General features: G+C 66.3%; 22 protein-coding genes. 12 read left to right on the forward strand and 10 right to left on the reverse strand.

Going from position 1 to position 18,476, the window contains the following annotated elements; genetic code table 11:
• Nucleotides 1-80: 80 nt before the first annotated feature.
• Nucleotides 81-455: a response regulator gene (locus GIW81_RS18230; protein ID WP_195930668.1), complete on the reverse strand. Its 375-nt coding sequence runs from the start codon at nucleotides 453-455 to the stop codon at nucleotides 81-83.
• A 237-nt stretch (nucleotides 456-692) separates the two neighbouring features.
• Here GIW81_RS18230 and GIW81_RS18235 point away from each other — a divergent pair, with 237 nt between their 5' ends.
• Entirely contained in the window at nucleotides 693-2,228 is a 1,536-nt protein-coding gene (locus GIW81_RS18235) for a GTPase family protein (RefSeq protein WP_154740721.1), read from the forward strand.
• On the opposite strand, the gene GIW81_RS18240 is transcribed toward GIW81_RS18235, so the two are convergent.
• From GIW81_RS18240 to GIW81_RS18255, 4 genes are read right to left on the reverse strand one after another with little or no spacing between them, the layout of a single operon-like run.
• Nucleotides 2,229-4,334: an AI-2E family transporter gene (locus GIW81_RS18240; RefSeq protein ID WP_154740722.1), complete on the reverse strand. Its 2,106-nt coding sequence runs from the start codon at nucleotides 4,332-4,334 to the stop codon at nucleotides 2,229-2,231.
• A gap of 53 nt (nucleotides 4,335-4,387) precedes the next feature.
• Complete coding sequence (locus GIW81_RS18245) at nucleotides 4,388-4,795, reverse strand: hypothetical protein (protein WP_154740723.1); 408 nt, start codon at nucleotides 4,793-4,795, stop codon at nucleotides 4,388-4,390.
• A 15-nt stretch (nucleotides 4,796-4,810) separates the two neighbouring features.
• Nucleotides 4,811-5,056, reverse strand: coding sequence for a DUF883 family protein (locus GIW81_RS18250; RefSeq protein WP_154740724.1), 246 nt, complete (start codon nucleotides 5,054-5,056; stop codon nucleotides 4,811-4,813).
• Nucleotides 5,057-5,081: 25 nt separating this feature from the next.
• Nucleotides 5,082-5,369 carry a DUF883 family protein gene (locus tag GIW81_RS18255; RefSeq protein ID WP_154740725.1) on the reverse strand — a complete coding sequence of 96 codons (288 nt, stop codon included), beginning with the start codon at nucleotides 5,367-5,369 and terminating at the stop codon, nucleotides 5,082-5,084.
• Between the two features lie 227 nt (nucleotides 5,370-5,596).
• On the opposite strand from GIW81_RS18255, the gene GIW81_RS18260 reads away from it, so the two are divergent.
• Complete coding sequence (locus GIW81_RS18260; protein WP_154740726.1) at nucleotides 5,597-6,124, forward strand: hypothetical protein; 528 nt, start codon at nucleotides 5,597-5,599, stop codon at nucleotides 6,122-6,124.
• A 70-nt stretch (nucleotides 6,125-6,194) separates the two neighbouring features.
• Here the strand turns inward: GIW81_RS18260 and GIW81_RS18265 are convergent, their stop codons facing one another.
• On the reverse strand, nucleotides 6,195-7,121 hold the full coding sequence (locus tag GIW81_RS18265) for a pirin family protein (protein ID WP_154740727.1): 927 nt from the start codon (nucleotides 7,119-7,121) through the stop codon (nucleotides 6,195-6,197).
• An 87-nt stretch (nucleotides 7,122-7,208) separates the two neighbouring features.
• Here GIW81_RS18265 and GIW81_RS18270 point away from each other — a divergent pair, with 87 nt between their 5' ends.
• Nucleotides 7,209-7,934, forward strand: coding sequence for an SDR family NAD(P)-dependent oxidoreductase (locus GIW81_RS18270; protein WP_195930670.1), 726 nt, complete (start codon nucleotides 7,209-7,211; stop codon nucleotides 7,932-7,934).
• A gap of 5 nt (nucleotides 7,935-7,939) precedes the next feature.
• Here GIW81_RS18270 and arsC read toward each other — a convergent pair whose 3' ends face one another.
• Both arsC and GIW81_RS18280 read right to left on the reverse strand, forming a co-directional pair.
• Entirely contained in the window at nucleotides 7,940-8,353 is a 414-nt protein-coding gene (arsC, locus tag GIW81_RS18275; RefSeq protein ID WP_154740729.1) for an arsenate reductase (glutaredoxin), read from the reverse strand.
• 27 nt (nucleotides 8,354-8,380) lie between these two features.
• On the reverse strand, nucleotides 8,381-10,468 hold the full coding sequence (locus GIW81_RS18280) for an ATP-dependent helicase (protein ID WP_154740864.1): 2,088 nt from the start codon (nucleotides 10,466-10,468) through the stop codon (nucleotides 8,381-8,383).
• Between the two features lie 123 nt (nucleotides 10,469-10,591).
• Between GIW81_RS18280 and GIW81_RS18285 the strand changes: the two genes are divergently transcribed.
• From GIW81_RS18285 to GIW81_RS18305, 5 genes are all read left to right on the forward strand, one after another.
• Nucleotides 10,592-10,774 carry a hypothetical protein gene (locus GIW81_RS18285; RefSeq protein WP_154740730.1) on the forward strand — a complete coding sequence of 61 codons (183 nt, stop codon included), beginning with the start codon at nucleotides 10,592-10,594 and terminating at the stop codon, nucleotides 10,772-10,774.
• 88 nt (nucleotides 10,775-10,862) lie between these two features.
• The gene (gene ligD / locus GIW81_RS18290; protein ID WP_154740865.1) at nucleotides 10,863-12,533 is read left to right on the forward strand and encodes a non-homologous end-joining DNA ligase; all 1,671 of its coding nucleotides are present in this window, start codon (nucleotides 10,863-10,865) and stop codon (nucleotides 12,531-12,533) included.
• 10 nt (nucleotides 12,534-12,543) lie between these two features.
• A complete protein-coding gene (locus tag GIW81_RS18295; protein ID WP_324615103.1) occupies nucleotides 12,544-13,557 on the forward strand; it encodes an ATP-dependent DNA ligase in 1,014 nt (337 codons plus the stop codon).
• A 108-nt stretch (nucleotides 13,558-13,665) separates the two neighbouring features.
• Nucleotides 13,666-13,971 (forward strand): hypothetical protein, encoded by a 306-nt coding sequence (locus GIW81_RS18300; protein ID WP_154740732.1) that lies wholly within the window; start codon nucleotides 13,666-13,668, stop codon nucleotides 13,969-13,971.
• A 2-nt stretch (nucleotides 13,972-13,973) separates the two neighbouring features.
• Nucleotides 13,974-14,615: a DNA-3-methyladenine glycosylase gene (locus GIW81_RS18305; RefSeq protein ID WP_154740733.1), complete on the forward strand. Its 642-nt coding sequence runs from the start codon at nucleotides 13,974-13,976 to the stop codon at nucleotides 14,613-14,615.
• Between the two features lie 39 nt (nucleotides 14,616-14,654).
• Here GIW81_RS18305 and GIW81_RS18310 read toward each other — a convergent pair whose 3' ends face one another.
• A complete protein-coding gene (locus GIW81_RS18310) occupies nucleotides 14,655-14,885 on the reverse strand; it encodes a DUF2171 domain-containing protein (protein ID WP_154740734.1) in 231 nt (76 codons plus the stop codon).
• 38 nt (nucleotides 14,886-14,923) lie between these two features.
• Nucleotides 14,924-15,364, reverse strand: a complete 441-nt coding sequence (locus GIW81_RS18880) for a hypothetical protein (RefSeq protein ID WP_195930672.1) — start codon at nucleotides 15,362-15,364, stop codon at nucleotides 14,924-14,926.
• A gap of 361 nt (nucleotides 15,365-15,725) precedes the next feature.
• Between GIW81_RS18880 and GIW81_RS18320 the strand changes: the two genes are divergently transcribed.
• The 4 genes from GIW81_RS18320 to GIW81_RS18920 form a co-directional block, all read left to right on the forward strand.
• Entirely contained in the window at nucleotides 15,726-16,421 is a 696-nt protein-coding gene (locus GIW81_RS18320) for an STN domain-containing protein (protein ID WP_154740735.1), read from the forward strand.
• Nucleotides 16,418-16,963 carry an RNA polymerase sigma factor gene (locus GIW81_RS18325; protein ID WP_154740736.1) on the forward strand — a complete coding sequence of 182 codons (546 nt, stop codon included), beginning with the start codon at nucleotides 16,418-16,420 and terminating at the stop codon, nucleotides 16,961-16,963. The genes GIW81_RS18320 and GIW81_RS18325 overlap by 4 nt, the downstream gene beginning before the upstream one ends.
• A gap of 85 nt (nucleotides 16,964-17,048) precedes the next feature.
• Nucleotides 17,049-18,008, forward strand: a complete 960-nt coding sequence (locus tag GIW81_RS18330; protein WP_229309398.1) for a FecR family protein — start codon at nucleotides 17,049-17,051, stop codon at nucleotides 18,006-18,008.
• 230 nt (nucleotides 18,009-18,238) lie between these two features.
• The coding region (locus GIW81_RS18920; protein WP_210251960.1) for a hypothetical protein at nucleotides 18,239-18,476 on the forward strand (238 nt) is incomplete at its 3' end.

Raw genomic sequence — 18,476 nt, forward strand, 5'->3', positions numbered from 1 at the left:
CTTAGCACGGCATAACCGCGGCCCCAGGCAGCGGCTGAATGTCCCGAGTTAACAGCCGTTTACGACCGACGCCGCCGCGGTCAACGCTCGCCCGAGCGGGCGGCGGCCTTGATGGTCTTGCAAAGAAGGTGCGGCGATATGGGTTTCGACAGCACGAGCTGGTGATTGTCGCGGCGCACGAGGACGCGCGGATACCCGGTCAGTACAACGAAAGGGATGTGCCGCGTCTCGAGTGCGCCTTGCAACTCCTCGCTGGTCTTGTCGGCGAGCGCGTAGTCGAGCAACGCCACATCGACCGCCTGGCTCGCGACGACGTCCATTGCCTCGGACGCCGAGCCCACGGGGCCGACGATCTCCGCACCGGCTTCCGCCAGGCGATCGCAATAGTCGAGGGCTTCGAGCGGCTCGTCCTCGACCACGAGTACTTTCCAGCCGTGTAAATCATCCGACTCCATTGCCGGCACTCCTTTACGCATTTGCCGAGGCAACGGGGGCCAATGCGTAATCGTTCCGGATCAACGGAGTGCAGCTCCCACCCTTGGCGCGGCTCGGTTCACGCGCAGGGGCTGGAACGGGGGGAAACGTCCGGCGTTTCAGTTATACTGTTTTCCGCCTAACCTCCCGCTATGCGCGCACGACATGACCGCCTGCCCGCGGACATCGGCGGGTGAGCGACGACAAGGGGAAGAGCCGTGGCCGTAAAGGGCAAAGCAATTCTCTATCTGCGCGGCGCCATGATCTTCCTGGCGCTGCTGCTGCCGATGATCTCGCTGATGCCGCTCGGCTGGCTGTGGCTGTGGCAGCGCGGCTATGCGCTCTATTGGTTGGCGGGCGCCTTCTCGCTGGCGATCATCGGTTATGTCGCGCAGGTCATCACGCTGCGCCGGACGTTGCGCGAAACGCCGGAGCCCGCGCTGGACACCGTCGCCGACAAGGTGGAGGCCGATCCGTCGTGGACGGCGCGGGAGCAGGCGGCGTGGACAGCCGTCGAGGCGATCGCCGCCAACGTGCGTCCCGCCGAGCTGACCGACCGCGACCGCGTCTTGAACCTCGGCATGCGCACCATCGAAGCGGTGGCACGGCAAATTCATCCGCAGGACCGCAACCCGCTGTGGAAGTTCACGATCCCCGAGGCGCTGGCGCTCATCGAGCGGGTGAGCGCCGACATGCGCCCGTTCGTCTCCGACAATATCCCGCTCGGCGACCAGCTGACCGTCGGACAGGTGCTGAAGATCTATGGCTGGCGCTCGGCCATCGGCTTCGCGGAAAAGGCGTATGACATTTGGCGGCTGATCCGCCTGGTCAATCCGGTCACCGCCGCCGCGCAGGAGGCGCGCGAGCAGATCACCAAGCATCTCTATGCCAACGTGCGCGATCAGCTCGCGCGGCAGCTGGCGCGCGCCTACGTGCGCGAGGTCGGCCGCGCCGCGATCGATCTCTACGGCGGCAGGCTGCGGGTGACGCAGGCGGAGCTTGCCGGTCACGTCAGCGCCTCGACGCAGCGCGACCGCGGTCAGGCGACCGGACGGGCGGAGCCGCTGCGCATTCTCATTGCCGGGCAGGCGGGAGCCGGCAAGTCGAGCCTCGTCAATGCGCTGTCGAAAGAGGTGCGCGCCGTGGTCGATGCGCCGGGCGGCACGCGCGACTTCCAGCCCTACGAGGTCGAGCTGGAGGGCCTGTCCGGCTCGATGGTGATCGACAGTCCGCGCATCGGGGCGAGCAACAAGGAGCAGAAGGCGTTCGCCGCCAAGGCCAACGACAGCGACCTGATCGTCTGGGCGCTCGCCGCCGACAAGTCGGATGCGCGCATCGATCTTGTCGCCATCACCGGCATCCGCAATCACTTCGCCAAGCGCCCGCACCGCCGCCAGCCGCCGATCATCGTCGCCCTGACGCACATCGACAAGCTGACGCAAGCCGCGCACGGCGCCATCGACTTCGACGATCCCGCCATAGTCGAGCTCGTGCGCACAGTCGCCGAGGGGCTCGGCATCCCGAAGAACGACGTCGTGCCGGTGAGCCTGGCGCCCGGCCGCGTGCCGACGAACACCGAGCAGCTCTCGGCGCGCATTGCCGCGCGGGTGCCCGACGCACGGCAGGCGCAGCTGCTCAGGTTGATGGAAGATGCGGCACCGCGGTGGAGCGCGCGGCGTCTGCTCGGTCAGGCAGGCAACGCCGCGTGGTCGGCGGCGAAGTCGGTATCGCCAGCCAATATTCTGAAGCGCTGATCAGGAGGCCGCGCGCACCACGACGGCGTCACGCGAATGGCCGGTCGTCTCCTCGTCGGCCGGCGTGCTCGCCGCCTTGAGAGTGAACGTGACGGCCTCGCGCAGCGTGTGCGCCCTGGCATCGACGGGAATGCTGTCGAGGATAATCTTGTCCTGACTGTCCTCGGGATCGAGCTTCCAGAAGCAGCCGAGCAGCAGCGCGTTGGGCGCGGACCGTTTCAGCCGGCGGACGAGGAAGCGGGCGTGGGCGCTCTTCTCGCGCACGTGCAACGCCGAAATGCAGATGAGGCGGATGCCCTTGACGTCCTCGGCCGACAGCGCGCCGTGGCGCAGGTGGTCGACGTCAACGACCTTGACGCTCAAGCCGCATTTGCTGACGAGCTGCGCGAATACCATCGCTGCCGTCTCGTCGAGCGCCGTGCGGCTGGCGACGCAGAGGATCGCATTCTCGTTGCGCCAGGCGGGATCGATGGCCCCGCCTCCGACGGTGCACAGGTCGAGCGCCAGCTCCTCCTCCTCTTCTTCCTTGTCTTTTTCCTTTTCCTCGGCGCGGCGGCGGGCCGTGTCCTTGCGCCGCCGGTCGGCATCGGTGTCGGCGACATCGGGCCCAAGCTCGGCGTCTTCCTCGCTCGCTTCCTCGATGACGCTCTTCTGGGGCTTGGGCACCTTCTTTGGGGTGAGGTCGTAGTCCTCGAGCGTATCGATGACGACGTCGGCGGTGTTGCGGATGTCGATGAGACGTTCGGGTTCGAGCGTGCCGCGGTCGGCGTCCGCCTGGGCGAGGCGCAGGGCCTCGATGACGACGTCGTCGTAGTAGTCGACCAGCGGCTCCGACTTGATGAACGTCTCGGCCTGCTCGACCGCCTCGGCGGGATCGCCGGCGAGCATGCGCTGGTAAAAGCGTTCGGCGGGTGACAGGGGCGGCTTGTCGCCGAGCAGCACGTTGAGGAACTCCAAACGCTCGACGTGATGGCCGAGCACCACCAGAACCACGGTCAGCGGGATAGCGAGTAAGAGGCCGATCGGTCCCCACAGCAGCGTCCAGAAGGCGGCCGACAGCACGATGGCGAGCGGCGACAGGCCCGTGCGCTGACCCTGCACGACCGGCTCGATGACGTTGCCCATGATCGGCTCGCTGACGACGTAGAGCGCCAGCGTCATCAGGAACATGCTCCAGCCCGGATCGACGGCGGCGGCGAGAATGAGGGGACAGGCGGCAGCGATGAACGAGCCGAGGAACGGCACGAACCGCATCAGTGTCGCCAGCACGCCCCACAGCACCGGGCTCGGCACGCCGATCAACCACAGGCCCAAGGCGATGAACATGCCGAAGCCGATGTTGATGAGGGTAAGGGTGAGGAAGTAGCGGCCGAGCCGTTTGCCGGCGTCGTCCATGGCGGTGGTCGACTTCTCGAGGTCGTTCGATCCGAGAAGCCGTATGGCGCGGTCGCGCACATCTTCGCGCTGGAGCAGCAGGAAGAGTACGAACAAAAGTACGAGGCCTGCGGTAGCCAATGGCGCCAGGACGACCCCGATGATGCCTTGCAGCTGGTCAATCGCGGTCGGAGCCGGGGTGCGCACTTCGACCGGGACTGGGCGCCGCTCCCCGGTAGCTGGGCTCAGCCTCTCGGGCGCCACCGGGGCCATCGTCTGCGGGGCAGCCGCCGGAGTCTTCGGCGACTCCAGCTCCTCCTGTAGCTGCTTGAGCGTCTCGCTTGCCTGCTGGATGGCGCCGCCGCTACCCGCAGTAACGTCCTTCAGGGACTTGACCTTGTCGCGCAGCGTCGCCTGGTAACGCGGCAGCTCCTCGACGAGATCGCCGACCTGCTGCGTGATGACGGTGCCGACACCGAAGATGATGGCGAAGGCGATGCCCACGACGACGAACACCGACGCGGTGTTGCCGATGCCGGTACGGCGTAGCATGCGGACCGGCGGCGCCAAGACGAATGCCAGGATGACCGCAAGCGCCAGCGGCACCAAGACGACCTGCCCGATGTATAGCGCGATGACGATGAGAAAGCCGATGACGGTCATCTCGTAAACCGAGGCCGGCATCGTCGGCCCGCTCACCGAACCGGTCGTAGCTAGTCGTTGAGCCGCCATGTGGCACCCCTGGGCGAAGGCCCGCCGCGCGGGCCGTGTCGAATTAAAAGTCGTCAGCGCCGCAAGCGTCGCGCCGCACCGAGCCCGAACAGGAACGCGGTGCCCACGACCTGCAGCGCTCCGAAGTAGTCGACCGCCTGCTTAGCCTCCTCATCGACGGCGGCAACGGCCGTCGATACGGAAGAGCCCTTGTTGCGCCGGCGCGCCTCGGCCTTGTCGATGATCACCGGCACGGACATGCTGATCAGGCCGGCGAGAACGCAGCCGCCCGCAATGATGCCGATGGCGGCGAGCGGCCCGAAGCGCGGCTCGGCCACCATGTACGCCGCGATGATGGCGAGCACCATCGCGGCGACCAGGAACACGCCGGAAATCGCCATCCACGTCAGGCGGCGCGAGACGTTCTCGAGCGCGCTGTGCGTGGCGCGGCTGGCAGCGTAGAGAACTGCATCCCCAATCATGCTCCCCTCCAGGGCTTAGCGTCTGGCAAGCAGTGCGAGCACGAAGCCGATGCCGGCGGCGATGCCTGCCGCCTGCAGCGGGTTGCGGCGAATATTGGCGGTGAGCTTGTCGTATTGGTCTTGCGCGAGCGCTTGCGCTTGATCGACGGTATCGCTGATCTTTTCGCCCGCGGCGTTGGCCATGTCGCGCGCCTGACGCTCAACAGAGCTGGCGGTCGACGATCCGGTGCCGGTGCGGTTGGGGCTGTATTGCTGGCTCATGACGATCCCTCCTTGGGATTAGGGGCTAGCGCGAGAGAATGAGGCCGAAGACGAAACCGACGCCGGCGGCAATGAGCGCAGCTTGGCTCGGGTTGCGGCGGATGGCGGCTTCGACGTCGCTGATCTTCTCTTTGGCTTTGTCTTGCACGTCCTCGACGCTGGTGCCGATCTGCTCGGCGGCGAGGCGCTTCACGGAATCCGCCAGGCTGGAGATGTCATCACGCAGGGCCTGAACGTTGTCTCCGACGTCGGCCGCAGCCGAGCGGGTGCCGGAAGTGGAATCGGGAGCACGATTGGACGACGAGAATTGCATGGGGCGGGTCCTCCTCTGACCCGGGATCGCTGATCCCAGGCTCCGAAATCGGAAATCAACAACATGCGCAAAACGTCGCCGCGGCCACCGCGGTTCCGTCCATTGTCCCAATGGCCAACGAGATTTTCCGGGAGGAACCGATCATTCAATCAAAACGTTCAAATGCGGAGCGACGAGGCCCCGGCAAGTCGCAGTACCCATAGGAGGCGAGGGAGATGGTCAGCCCAATGAAGGAAGTAAGTTCGGCGGCACGGTCCGTTCAGGACACCGCTGAGACGACGATCGCGGAGCTGCGCGACAGCGTCTCCGCCCTCGCCAAGGAAGTTGCGACGATTGCCGAGCGGCGAACGCGCGCCGCGCGCGAAACCGCGGTCGAATCGGCGGAAGCCGGCGCGGCAGAGTTGCGCCGCACGATCCGGCGGCAGCCGGCGGTGTCTATGGCCGTCGCGGCAGCGGCCGGCGCGGTTCTAGCGCTGCTTGTCGTCCCACGGTTCGGCCGTGCGGCGGCACCGGTGTCGCGCTGGGATCGCTACGCGCCGAACGTGACCCGCGCCGACCTCTACGACTTGGCCGACAACATTCAGCGCTCGGTCTCGCGCGCGGCACATTCGGTTGCGGCGCCAGTCACGCCGGCGTTCGAGCGCATGGTCGACGCGCTGAGCCGCGCCGACACATCGACATTCAATTCGATCCTCGATCGGGCCGGCTCCTGGTTCCAGAAGGCCCAGGACAAGGCCAAGCAGAAGATGAGTTGAGTACCCCGCTAAGCTTCCCTCCACGCAAAGCATCGACTGCGCTCCGGCACCCCCGGAGCGCTTTTTTTGTTTAAGGGCGATCGTCGGGCAGCGGGATGAACTCGTCGCTGTCGCCCGGCACGCTGGCGAAGCGCTTCGCCTTCCAGTCGGCCTTGGCGGCGCCAATACGATCCTTCGACGATGAGACGAAATTCCACCAGATGTGACGCGGGCCATCCATCGGCTCGCCCCCGAGCAGGATGAGCCGCGACTGTGCGGTGGCGAGCACCGAGATGCGGTCGCCCGGCTTGAAGACCAAGAGCCGCCCCGCCGCGAAACTGTCACCAGCGATGTCTATTTCGCCCGAGACAATAAAGATCGCGCGTTCGTCGTAGTCGGCGTCGAGCGGCAGCACGGCGCCAGGGGCCAGCACCGCCTCCGCGTAGAAACTCGGATGCGGGAATTCGGCGGGGGAGCTCTGCCCGAACATCGACCCCATGACGACGCGCACGGTCTTGCCGTCGCCCGAGATGCGCGGCAGTTGCGCCGCGTCATAGTGGGCAAACTGCGGCGCCGCCTCCTCGTGCGACTTAGGCAACGCGGCCCACGCCTGGATGCCGTAGAGCCGCGGACCCTTGGCGCGCTCTTGCGGGGCGGTGCGTTCGGAGTGAACGATCCCGTTGCCGGCCGACATGAGATTCAACTCGCCCGGCTTGATGGCCATCGCCGTGCCGAGGCTGTCGCGGTGCATGATCTCGCCGTCGAACAGGTAGGTGACGGTAGCAAGCCCGATGTGCGGGTGCGGCCGCACGTCGATCCCGGTGCCGACGAGAAATTCGGCCGGCCCCATCTGGTCGAAGAAAATAAACGGCCCGACCATCTGCCGCCCGGCGGCGGGAAGCGCGCGGCGCACGGAAAAGCCGCCCAGGTCGCGGGCGCGCGGGACGATCACCTGCTCGATGCCGTCGCAGGCGTGCGCCTCACCGGTCAGCGGATCGTTGGTGGGTGTCCAGCTCATGTATCGCTCCTTGCCCGCGGTGACCTGCACCCTCACATAATGTATAGGACTGGCCCCACCAATCTCTGCAGCCAAGAGGAGAGTGAAATGGCCGGCAAACTCGCAGGCAAGGTCGCCATCGTCACCGGCGTCAGCCACGACGGCCAGGTCGGCCAAGCGGTCGCCAAGGCACTCGCGGCGGAAGGCGCCTCGCTCGCCGTCTGCGCCCGCACCAAGGACGACGTGGTCGCCCGCGCCGCCGAATTGAAGGCCGAGGGGGCAAACGTCATTCCCGTGGTCGCTTCGCTGACCGACGAGGCCGACGTGAAGCGCCTCGTCAGCGAGACGGCCTCCGCCTTCGGCCGCATCGACATCGTCGTCAATCTGGCGGGCGGCCTGACCGTCTACAAGCCGTCGGCCGAGGTCTGCGTCGATGAATGGACGCGGGAGGTAAACAACAACGTTTTGAGCGCCTTCCTCGTCACGCGCGAGGTCTTCCCGCACATGGCGAAGACCGGCGGCGGCTCTATCATCAACTTCGCGCGCGCGGGACACGCGCAAGCGAACATGCTCCCCTACAACGTGGCGAAGGCCGGCGTCGTCGCCCTTACCCGCACCTTCGCCCTGGAAGGCAAGGACGCGCAGATTCGCGTGAACGCGATCGGCCCCGGCCTCGTCGACACGGCCTCGAACGTCGCGATGATGAAGCCGAAGGACACCTCGAAGTGGGCGAAACGTGACGAGATCGCCGACGTCGTCGTGTTCCTCGCCTCGCCCGAATCTATCGGTGTGACAGGGCAGGTTCTGGATGTGACCGGCTGGGGCTTCAGCTGAGCGGATCAGCGGCGGCGGGGTGGGACGACCTCGCCGTCCTCTTTCGTGAACGCGTCGGCGGGTGGCGTCTCGAGAATCTCGAGCACGGTTTCGGACGGCCGGCAGATGCGTGTCCCGAGCGGGGTGATGACGATCGGCCGCTCGATCAACTTCGGCTGGTCGAGTATGGCGTCGAGGAGCTGATCGTCGCTCCACACCTGATCGTCCAAGCCGAGCTCGGTGTAGATCGGCTCCTTGCGGCGCATCAGCTGCCTCGGCGACGAGAAGCCCATCGCCTTCATCAGGCCGAGCAGCTCGTCACGGCTCGGCGGCGTCTTGATGTACTCGATGATCTTCGGCTCGACACCGCTCGCCCGGATCATCTCCAGCGTGTTGCGCGAGGTTCCGCACTTCGGATTGTGGTAGATGGTGATGCTCATGGGCGCATTCTTAGCCGCAGAGGCCGGCTAACGCCACATCTCGCGCATCCGGGCGCCGACGTTGATGCGCACACCCTGCGCCGCGCTCCGCGCCCGATCCTCGGCTGAGGCCATCGGCCAGGTCGTCGCCTCGAACAGCTTCAGGAGCGCATTGGGGATGAAGCGCGTGCGCGCGGCATAGACGTGCCGGTCGCCGTTGACCGCCTGGCCGTGCGTGAAGAAACGCTGCGGCACCATGAGATGAAGGTCGTCCTTGGCGCGGGTCATGGCAACGTAGAGCAGGCGCCGCTCCTCCTCGATCTCGGCGGTCGTGCCGGTGCCGAGGTCGGAGGGAATGCAGCCGTCGACGACGTTCAACACAAAAATCGATTTCCACTCCTGTCCCTTGGCGGAATGGATGGTCGACAGGATAAGGTAGTCCTCGTCCTGCAGCGGTGGACCGGCCTCGTCGCTGGTCGCATCGGGCGGGTCGAGCGTCAGCTCGGTGAGGAAGCGCTGGCGGGATGGATAGCCCGCAGCGATCTGCTCGAGCTGCAAGAGATCGGCGCGGCGCGGCGAAGCATCCTCGTGCAGGCGTTCCAAGTGCGGATCGTACCAGGCGCGCGCCTGGGCGATCTCGGCGGGCCAGCCGGCGCCGCCCGCATGCAGGGCGACGACGGTCGAGACGAAGTCGCTCCATTCGGCATTGACGACCCGCGCCGGCGTCGGCACTTCCTCCAGCGTCGATACGGGATGCGTGGAGGCGTGCATACGATCGAGCACGCGCTGCGCCGTCGTCGGTCCGACGCCAGGCAGAAGCTGCAGCAAACGAAAGCCGGCGACGCGGTCGCGCGGGTTCTCGGCGAAGCGCAGAAGCGCCAGCAGATCCTTGACGTGCGCAGCGTCGAGGAACTTGAGGCCGCCGAACTTCACGAACGGAATGTTGCGCTGGGCGAGCTCGACCTCGAGCGGGCCGGAGTGATGCGAGGCGCGGAATAAAACCGCCTGATGCTTCAGGAGCGCGCCGGCCTCGCGGTTCTCCAAGACGCGCTCGACGATGTAGCGCGCCTGGTCGGCCTCATCGCGCACGCCGACGAGGCGGGGGCGCTCGGCAGCCTCGCGGTCGGACCACAGGTTCTTGGTGAAGCGCTCGGCGGCGAGATCGATGACGCCGTTGGCGGCGGCGAGGATCGGCTGCGTCGAGCGGTAGTTGCGGTCGAGCGTGACGACCTCGGCCGGCGGGTCGAAGTGCTTGGGGAAGTCGAGGATGTTGCGCACCGTGGCGGCGCGGAAGGAATAAATCGATTGCGCGTCGTCGCCGACGACGGTGAGCCCGCGCCCGTCGCGCTTCAAGGCGAGCAGCACGGAGGACTGCAGCCGGTTGGTGTCCTGGTACTCGTCGACGAGGACGTGATCGAAGCGGCCGCCGACGTCGGCGGCGAGCGCTGGATCCCCCATCATCTGCGCCCAGTAGAGCAGTAGGTCGTCGTAATCGAGGACGTTCTGGCGCTGCTTCGCCTCGACGTAACCGGCGAACAGCTCCTTCAGCTCCTTCGCCCAGGCAGCGCACCACCGGAAGGAAGAGTTGAGCACGTCGTCGAGCGGTTGCTCGGCGTTGACGCAGCGCGAGTAGATGGCAAGGCACGTGCCTTTGGTCGGGAAGCGCGTCTCGGTTTTGGAGAAGCCGAGTGCGTGCCGCTCCAGGTTCATCAGGTCGGCGGAGTCCTCGCGGTCGTGGATGGTGAAAGCGGGATCGAGCCCGATCTGCTCGCAGTATTCGCGCAGCAAGCGGGCGCCGATGCCGTGGAACGTCCCGGCCCAGGCGAGCGCGTCGATGCTGGCGCCGTTGCCGCCCAGCACGGTGCGGGCGATCCGCTCGACGCGGCGCGACATCTCGACGGAGGCGCGGCGGGAAAACGTCATCAGCAGGATGCGGCGCGGGTCGGCACCGTTGAGGATCAGATGGGCGACGCGATGTGCCAGCGTGTTGGTCTTGCCGGAGCCGGCTCCGGCGATGATCAGCAGCGGCCCCGCGGGCGCGGTCGCGCGCGCGCCGACGCCATGCTCGACCGCGCGCCGCTGCTGCGGGTTCAGCTTGTCGAGATGGCTGGGCTTTTCGAGCTGGGCGAGGGCCATGGGGGCACTGAAGCTGATTCTCGTTTTGTTCACAAACGCGGCAAAGCTGCTTATCCGCAGCCGCGACGGCGCGGAACGCACAACGATCAGTTGCCGTTCTGCCTGAAACAAAAGGAGGAACCGATGCCCGATAAGACAATCGACTTCGATGAAAATACCGAGGTTGGCGGGTTCAATCCGGAGCGCCGCAAGGAAAAGAAGAAGGAGCAGGTCGGCCCGGCGCCAACGGACGACCCGCATGGCGACGCCGACGGCGATATCCGGCGCAAGATCGAGGAAGGTCTCACCAAGCTTCCGCCTGGTTAAAGGCGTGGCGCGGCGTCTCCCGCACGGCGCCGATGCAACCCGGGGCAGTGAGCTTGTTGTTAAGGGAGCAAGAGTGACGCTGGTCCCCATGGCAGGCAAGCTCGCCAAATACCGGTCGAAGCGCGACTTCGAGAAGACGCAGGAACCGAGCGGCGACGCCAAGGTCCGCGCGGCCGAATATCCGCGTTTCGTCATCCAGAAGCACGACGCGACGCGCCTGCACTACGACCTGCGCCTCGAGCACGATGGCGTCTTTAAGTCGTGGGCGGTGACGCGCGGCCCGTCGCTCAATCCGAAAGACAAGCGCCTGGCGGTCGAGGTGGAGGACCACCCGCTCGACTACGGCGACTTCGAGGGCACCATTCCCAAGGGTGAGTACGGCGGCGGCACGGTGATGTTGTGGGACCGCGGCTATTGGCTGCCCGAGGGCAACGAGAACGTCGACGAGGCCCTGAAGAAGGGCGAGCTGAAGTTCGTGCTCGCCGGCGGCAAGCTGCAGGGCAGCTGGGTGCTGGTGCGCATGAAGCACGACCGCGACGGCGGCAAGCGCAACAACTGGCTGCTCATCAAGCACAAGGACCAATGGTCCAACAGCGACGGCGAGGCGGCGCTGCGCAAGGACAAGTCGGTGGCCTCCGGCCGCACGATGAAGCAAATCGCCGAAGGCAAGGGCAAGGCGCCCGTTCCGTTCATGCTGGGTGGCAAGCACGCATTCAAGCCGGACGCCGTGTGGAACTCGCGCAAGAAGGGCGAGCCCTCAGCTCCACCCCCGGCTGCCAAGCGTCGCGCGCCGCGCAAGAAGCCGGCCCGCAAGGCACCCAAAGCGAAAGCTGCCAAGGAGAGCGGCCCCGACAGCGTGCTGGGGATCACCATCTCCAAGCCGGACAAGGCGCTGTGGCCGGCGCACGCCGGCGAGCCGCCCGTCACCAAGATGGATCTGGCGCGTTACCTGGAAGAGGTGAGCGACTGGATGCTCGGCCACATCGAGGGCCGCCCGTGCTCGGTAATCCGCGCGCCGGATGGTATCGAGGGGGAGACGTTCTTCCAGCGCCACGCCATGCGCGGCATGTCCGACACCATCGACCTCGTCACGGTGGAGGGCGACCGCGAGCCCTATATCGAGATCGACCGCGCCGACGGCCTGATTGCCATGGCGCAGGTCGCGGCCGTCGAATACCACCCGTGGAACTGCGCGCCGTTCAATCCCGACATTCCCGGGCGCCTTGTGTTCGATCTCGATCCGGCGCCGGATGTCGAATTCGATACGGTGATCGAGGCGGCGAAAGAGATGCGCGAGCGGCTCGAAGCGCTGGATCTCGTCGCCTTCTGCAAAACGACCGGCGGGAAGGGACTGCACGTCGTCACGCCGCTGAAGGTCGGCAAGGCGAGCAAGCTCGGATGGGACGAGGCAAAGACCTTCGCGCAGACGGTGTGCGCGCAGATGGCCGAGGACAGCCCCGAGCGCTACCTGATCAAGATGACCAAGAAGCTGCGCACCGGCCGCATCTTCCTCGACTACCTGCGCAACGACCGTTTCTCCACGGCGGTAGCGCCACTGTCGCCGCGCGCGCGTCCCGGGGCGCCGGTCTCGATGCCGCTGACCTGGAGCCAGGTGCGCGCGGGCCTCGATCCGGCGCGCTTCAATATCCGCACCGCGGCCAAGCTCATCGCCAAGAGCAAGGCGTGGGAGGACTACTGCGACAGCCAGCGGCCACTGCACAAGGCGATCGAGCGCCTCGTGCGTCTGCGCGCGGCGTGAGGGTTGCCAAGTGCGCCTTGCCGTCCCGACAGATCTAGAGCCGATGGAAGCACGCCTCGTCGAGGTGCTGCCGCGCGAGCCCGGCTGGCAGTACGAGCCGAAGTGGGACGGGTTCCGTTGCCTCGTATTTCGCGACGGCGGCGAGGTCGAGCTGAAGGCCAAGTCGGGCAAATCGCTCAACCGCTTCTTTCCCGATGCCGTCCGCACGATCGCGGCGCTGCCGATGAAAAAGCTCGTACTCGACGGGGAGCTGCTCATCGCGGTCGACGGCAGCTTCAGCTTCGAAGCGCTGCAGATGCGGCTGCATCCGGCCGCTTCCCGCGTCGCCAAGCTCAGCGCCGAGCAGCCGGCAACGTTCGTCGCGTTCGACTGCCTGCTCGATGCACGTGGGAAGTCATTGCTCGCCGCCCCGTTCGAGCGACGACGCGAGGCCCTCGAAACCGTATTCGAACGCACCGGCGAAGGCGACTACTTCGCTCCGACACCCTTCACCCGCGACGTGAAGAAGGCGGATCGCTGGCTCAAGGGCGCGCAAGTGCAGACGGACGGCGTCATCGCCAAGCGGCTCGACCTCGCCTATGAGGCGGGCGAGCGCGCCATGCTGAAGGTGAAGCGGCTGCGCACGGCCGACTGTGTCGTTGGCGGCTTCCGCTACGAGAGCAATAGCAAGCTGGTCGGCTCGCTGCTGCTCGGGCTCTACGACAAGCAAGGCCTGCTGCACCACGTCGGCTTCACCTCGGCCATCCCGGCGGCGGAGAAGGCGGCGCTGACCAAGAAGCTGGAGAAGTTGATCTGGCCACCTGGTTTTACCGGCGACGCGCCGGGCGGGCCTAGCCGCTGGTCGACGGAGCGCACCGGAGAGTGGGAGCCGCTGAAGCCGAAGCTCGTCGTCGAGGTGCGCTACGACCACGTCACCGGCGGCCGCTTCCGCCACGGCACCAAGCTCGTCCGCTGGCGCCCCGACAAAGCGCCGCGTCAGTGCACCTTCGAGCAATTAAAGGGGCCGGCGAGGGAGCCCCGTTAGCGCCTACTCTCTCGTCAATAACTCTGGGGTTTCCCGCGAACGCCGCGCCGCGGGCGCGGTTCCATGCCAAGATGCATTGAGCCGGCGCTAACCTTGGGATTGCGGCCCATGCACCTGATCGAGATCCTGCTGCCGCTGCGCGACGCGGACGGCGAGGCGTTTCCCGCCGAGTACTACGACGACCTCGCCCAGCACCTCACCGACAAATTCGGCGGGGTGACGAGTTTCCTGCGCGCACCCGCCGAGGGGCGCTGGCACGGGGGTGGCGCAACGCAGAGGGAGGACATCGCGGTGATGGAGGTGATGGCGCGTAGCTTCGATCGCGAATGGTGGGCTGCGCTCAAGAACGAGTTGACGGCGAAGTTCCGCCAGGAGGAGCTCATAGTGCGCTGCCAGATGGTGGAGCTGTTGTAGGAATGGCGAAGCGCATCCCCGCTTTCGACGCCGTGCCGCAGCGCCAGGTGCATGCGCTGGGCACCGCAGACCTGCCGCCGGGGACGGTCGCGCTGGCGAAGTTCCTGATCGGCAAAGTGCTCGTGCGCGACGGCGTCGACGGGCGCCTTACCGGTCGCATCGTCGAGACCGAAGCCTATCCCCCGGGAGACGAGGCGTGCCACGCCCGGAGCGGCCGCACGGCGCGCAACGCCTCGCTGTTCCTGGCGCACGGCCACGTCTACGTCTATCGCGCTTACGGCATCAGCATGATGCTCAACATCTCGAGCGAGGCGGAAGGCAACGGCGCCGGCGTTCTGATCCGTGCGGTCGAGCCGCTGAGCGGCATCGACGTCATGCGCCGGCGGCGCGGGATCGACGACGTCTACCGCCTGACGAAGGGACCGGGCTGTCTCGCTCAAGCCTTCGACATCGATCTCAGTCTCGATGGAGCGCCGTATGCCGCGGGGGATGCGCTGTGGCTGGCGGATGACGGCTGCGGCACGCCCAAGATCGGCCGGTCGGTGCGCATCGGCATCACCCGCAATGCGGAGAAGCCGTGGCGTTTCTTCCTTCGGGGAAATCGCTGGGTGAGCGGCCCCGCAAAACTCAACAACGGGCCATGATAAGCCCGGGCGGTGTTGCCGCCCGGGCTCGAATGCGCGTTACGTCTGCCAGACCTGCATGGCTTGGTCGCCCGGGATGTTGAGGCAGACCTTGTCCTGCTCGACATGGTCGACCTGCTCGAGGCCGAGATAGTGATGCTTGCCGCCGGCGGCCGGGTCCGACTTGGTGAGCTTCACGCGCTGGCCCTCCATGTGATCAACGGTGCCGACGTGCTTGCCGTCCGAGCCGACGACTTCCATCCGCTCCCGGATATGTGCGCTTGCATCCATGGCCTTTGTCCTCTGCAGATTTCACTGTCCCCTGGGCGTCAAAACGCGTGGCCGCAGCGACCGTTCCTCGCGAGCGCAAGGACGTCGCGGACGACTGTCATTTCCGCAGAATATGGGGACCGGTGTTTCCCGGCGCGACGAAGCGAGGTCCGGGAACGGCCCGTGGTGCCGAGATCGCCCACCAGCGTGGGCAGGCTCCTTGGCAGAGCCGCTACTTGTCCCCGTCGCAGGTTCGCTGCGAGCCGGGATGAGCAAAACTCGCACAGGAAAGCGCCCGCGGTGGCGCCGGCGATGAGCGCGGCAAGCGAAATAATGCCGTCGTCGAGGCCCGGCCGCGCCGTGACGAAGTACATGATGGCTGCCCCGGTGGTGCCACCGGCGGCGCCCGCCAGCGTTGCGATCACTCCGCCACGCGAGAGCCCCACGAGCGCTCCCACAATGATGCCCGGATAGAGCGACGGCCAGAAGTGGTCGTTCATGCTGAGTCTCCGCTTGGGATCATACGCCTGGTGCGTGCCGCGCCGCAGCGCTGTCGAAGTAGGAATCGAAGCAGGCGGCGATGGAAGCGGTCGGTGACCGCAAACGAAAGTTGGCTCGCTGACGGGATGCCGCACCGACCCCTCAGGCATTATTTCCCTTGCGACGGACCGGCACGCCAACGGCCCGGCCGTAGCCTATTGAGTGGCCAACCGGCCGCCTCCCTCTGGGCGAGGTACGCCACCCCCCGGGGCGGTGCGACATGGCCGCCACGTACGTATTCCGCCCGCGTTGACATGTGCCTGTTACACACGCCACTTAGCCTTGCCTGGGGTTTCGTGACAGTTTTGGGGATAAGGGCAGGTGTTCGCGCAAGCCCTGGGTGCTTGGTTGTGCCGCCGTATGCTCGCTTGCGTGACGTGCGTCGCAGCGCTCCACTTGGCAACGGGCAGTCCGTTCGCATATCAACCGAGCACGCGCACGATTTCCTTCGACATTCCAAGCCAGCCCCTCGCGCAGGCCCTTGAGGACTACGTCGCGGCGACGGGGTTGGAGGTGTTCTATGACAGCGACTTGGCCTCCGGGCGCCGGTCCACGGCCGTTGCTGGCCATCTCGCGGCGGATGTTGCGCTGCGCGTCTTGCTGGAGGGCACCGACCTAACCGCACTCTATGCGACGAACGCCTTTTCCGTCGTGCCCGCTGCGCCAGTGGGTCCGGGAGGCGAGGGGCTGGTCAGTCATCCTTCGTATCTGGCTCTCATCCAGCGGCGCATCGAGCAGGCCTTCTGCCGTCGTGCCGTGACTATGCCGGGGAGCTACCGCCTCGCCGTGAGATTCCGCATCGGTATGGAGGGAGAGGTTCTGCAGCCAGAGTTGTTGAGCACGAGCGGCAGCGCAGATCGCGACGGCGCGATCGCTGCAGTGCTCGGCGGCGTTCATATTGGCAGCGGGCCGCCGTCAGGGATGCCGCAGCCCATAGTCATGCTGGTCAAGCCGCTTCCTCCGAGCCAGACAGGCGATTGCCTAGCCGATGATCATCGCGCATCGGTTCGACCATGACCGAGACGACCTGGGCCACGTTGCGTCAACTGCTGGTCGATCGCTACGATGATCTCCGCAGGCATCTGGCACGCCGGTTGGAGTCGGAGGAGCTCGCCCGCGAAACCCTGCACGAGACTTGGCTGCGTCTCGATCGAACGGGTGAGGTCGCATCGATCAAGAGCCCAACGGGCTATCTTCTGCGGACGGCTCTCAATATCGCCGTCGATCGCAGACGCGCTGATAGCCGCCTGGCGCGCCCCGCCGAGATCGCAGCAGTGCTGGAGGTCGCCGATCCGGCGTCCGATCCTGCCGCACAGGCCGAGGGCCGCATGGAGATCGCAGCTCTCGAGCTAGCGCTCCAGGAGCTGACGCCTCGCCGGCGCGCGATCCTCCTCGCGTCACGTCTGGACGGAACTACCCTACGCCAGATTGCCGCGGAGCTGGGGATCTCGCAGCGTCTCGTAGAGATGGAACTGAAGCATGCCCTCGACCACTGCGCCCAACGCCTTGGTCGCAAAGTGGTTAGACTTTTCGGTCCGCGCTCTCCGGAAACGTCCTAGAGCAGGAGGCGTATCGCATTGCCCGAGATAAAAATGCCACGTCATACAGCCGCGTCTGCAAATGACTCACACTGACGATCAGAACATGGAGACGGAGCTGAACCGAGAAGCGTTGGCCAGGCTTCGATGTCTCGTTTCCGGCGAGGCAACGATCGCCGACGTTGAAGAGGTCAAGCGCTGGCGGCATCTCAGTCCCGCGCACGAGAGGGCTTTTGCGGCGGCGAACAGGCTGTGGGACCGGCTCGGCCCCGCAGGTCGCAGCGTTCTCGAACGCGAAGCAGCGCGCCCCACTCCTCGGCGTAGGTCGGGTAGTGCCCGAACTCTAACCCGCCGTGCCGTCCTGGGAGGCGCGGTAGCGGCCACGGCGGCCTATCTGGTCGTTCGTCCGCCGGCGGACATCTGGCCGTCGCTGTCCGAGCTCGCTGCCGACTACCGCACCGCCAAAGGCGAACAGCAGCGCATCATCCTCGGCGACGGCTCCTTGATGCAGCTCAACACGCAGACCAGCGTTTCCCTGCAGGCGCCGGCCGGGAATCACGATCGCATCGAGCTGGTCAGCGGCGAGGCCGCCATCACAACGGGACACAAACTGGAAAGGCCGCTCATTGTCATTGCCGGAGAGGGTCGCATCAGCGCCCAAGGCGCGAGCTTCAACGTCCGCTTCGATGGGCGCACGGCCTGTATCACTTGCATCGAGGGCGGCGTGGATCTGCAGTACGGTGCCAATCAGCTGACGCTGAGCCCCGGCCAGCAGGTCACCTATGGCGAGCGCGGGCTTGGTCGGGCTGCAGCGATCGACCCTCGCATGGTGATGGCATGGCGCGACGGGCTGCTTGTGTTCCACTCCACGCCGCTCGCCGAGGTGATCGTCGAGATCAACCGCTACCGGCCTGGCAGGATCGTGCTGATGAATGGGCAGCTTGGGCGCCAAACCGTCAATGCTCGCTTCCGCATTCACAACGTCGACGAGATCTTGACGCTCGCACAACGCGCTTTTGGAGCACGGATCACCCCCTTCCCCGGAGGCATCGTTCTCTTGAGCTGATCAGAGTAGGCCCGGTCTGCTGCAGGAGAACGCGTAACTCTTTTTTCGGTCCCGGGCGGTGCCGAACGTCCTTGTGGGTCAGAGGGTGCTTAGGGCGCAAGTTCGATGCCCAGGCACCTGTTGGACATCGACTGAGAAAGCGCACCATGCCCTTGGCCCATCCAGCCCCTCGCCTCCGTCCATGCAAGCTTGTCAGAAACGGAGGACTGCGTTTCTGCGCAAGCGTACTCGTGCTCAGCATGGCCTGCTCGGCAGCACGGGCTGTTGACCTGCTCGGTGGCGGCAATTCGGGAAGCGGCGCAGCGAGCGGAGCGGCGCAACAGGCAGCAACGGCGAGCCAGGCCGCAAAGCGCTCGATCGATATGCTTGGGCGCGCAAGCCAGGCGATCCAGGACATGCGCGCGGGCCAGGACGCGGCGCGTGCCCTTGCCAGGCAGGGCGTGAGCCCGGTGCCGAATGGCCTGCAGC

This window comes from Hyphomicrobium album (assembly GCF_009708035.1).
In the GTDB taxonomy this organism is placed as follows: Bacteria; Pseudomonadota; Alphaproteobacteria; order Rhizobiales; family Hyphomicrobiaceae; genus Hyphomicrobium_A; species Hyphomicrobium_A album.

Excerpts from the sequence above, each read along its gene's own strand:
- GIW81_RS18260 (WP_154740726.1), top strand. The coding sequence starts at position 5,597 with ATGAAGGAAGTAAGTTCGGCGGCACGGTCCGTTCAGGACACCGCTGAG.
- GIW81_RS18255 (WP_154740725.1), bottom strand. The coding sequence starts at position 5,369 with ATGCAATTCTCGTCGTCCAATCGTGCTCCCGATTCCACTTCCGGCACC.
- GIW81_RS18880 (WP_195930672.1), bottom strand. The coding sequence starts at position 15,364 with ATGAACGACCACTTCTGGCCGTCGCTCTATCCGGGCATCATTGTGGGA.
- GIW81_RS18330 (WP_229309398.1), top strand. The coding sequence starts at position 17,049 with ATGGAGACGGAGCTGAACCGAGAAGCGTTGGCCAGGCTTCGATGTCTC.
- GIW81_RS18325 (WP_154740736.1), top strand. The coding sequence starts at position 16,418 with ATGACCGAGACGACCTGGGCCACGTTGCGTCAACTGCTGGTCGATCGC.
- GIW81_RS18285 (WP_154740730.1), top strand. The coding sequence starts at position 10,592 with ATGCCCGATAAGACAATCGACTTCGATGAAAATACCGAGGTTGGCGGG.
- GIW81_RS18240 (WP_154740722.1), bottom strand. The coding sequence starts at position 4,334 with ATGGCGGCTCAACGACTAGCTACGACCGGTTCGGTGAGCGGGCCGACG.
- GIW81_RS18265 (WP_154740727.1), bottom strand. The coding sequence starts at position 7,121 with ATGAGCTGGACACCCACCAACGATCCGCTGACCGGTGAGGCGCACGCC.
- GIW81_RS18280 (WP_154740864.1), bottom strand. The coding sequence starts at position 10,468 with ATGGCCCTCGCCCAGCTCGAAAAGCCCAGCCATCTCGACAAGCTGAAC.
- ligD (WP_154740865.1), top strand. The coding sequence starts at position 10,863 with ATGGCAGGCAAGCTCGCCAAATACCGGTCGAAGCGCGACTTCGAGAAG.
- GIW81_RS18250 (WP_154740724.1), bottom strand. The coding sequence starts at position 5,056 with ATGAGCCAGCAATACAGCCCCAACCGCACCGGCACCGGATCGTCGACC.
- GIW81_RS18230 (WP_195930668.1), bottom strand. The coding sequence starts at position 455 with ATGGAGTCGGATGATTTACACGGCTGGAAAGTACTCGTGGTCGAGGAC.
- GIW81_RS18310 (WP_154740734.1), bottom strand. The coding sequence starts at position 14,885 with ATGGATGCAAGCGCACATATCCGGGAGCGGATGGAAGTCGTCGGCTCG.
- GIW81_RS18245 (WP_154740723.1), bottom strand. The coding sequence starts at position 4,795 with ATGATTGGGGATGCAGTTCTCTACGCTGCCAGCCGCGCCACGCACAGC.
- GIW81_RS18300 (WP_154740732.1), top strand. The coding sequence starts at position 13,666 with ATGCACCTGATCGAGATCCTGCTGCCGCTGCGCGACGCGGACGGCGAG.
- GIW81_RS18270 (WP_195930670.1), top strand. The coding sequence starts at position 7,209 with ATGGCCGGCAAACTCGCAGGCAAGGTCGCCATCGTCACCGGCGTCAGC.
- arsC (WP_154740729.1), bottom strand. The coding sequence starts at position 8,353 with ATGAGCATCACCATCTACCACAATCCGAAGTGCGGAACCTCGCGCAAC.
- GIW81_RS18305 (WP_154740733.1), top strand. The coding sequence starts at position 13,974 with ATGGCGAAGCGCATCCCCGCTTTCGACGCCGTGCCGCAGCGCCAGGTG.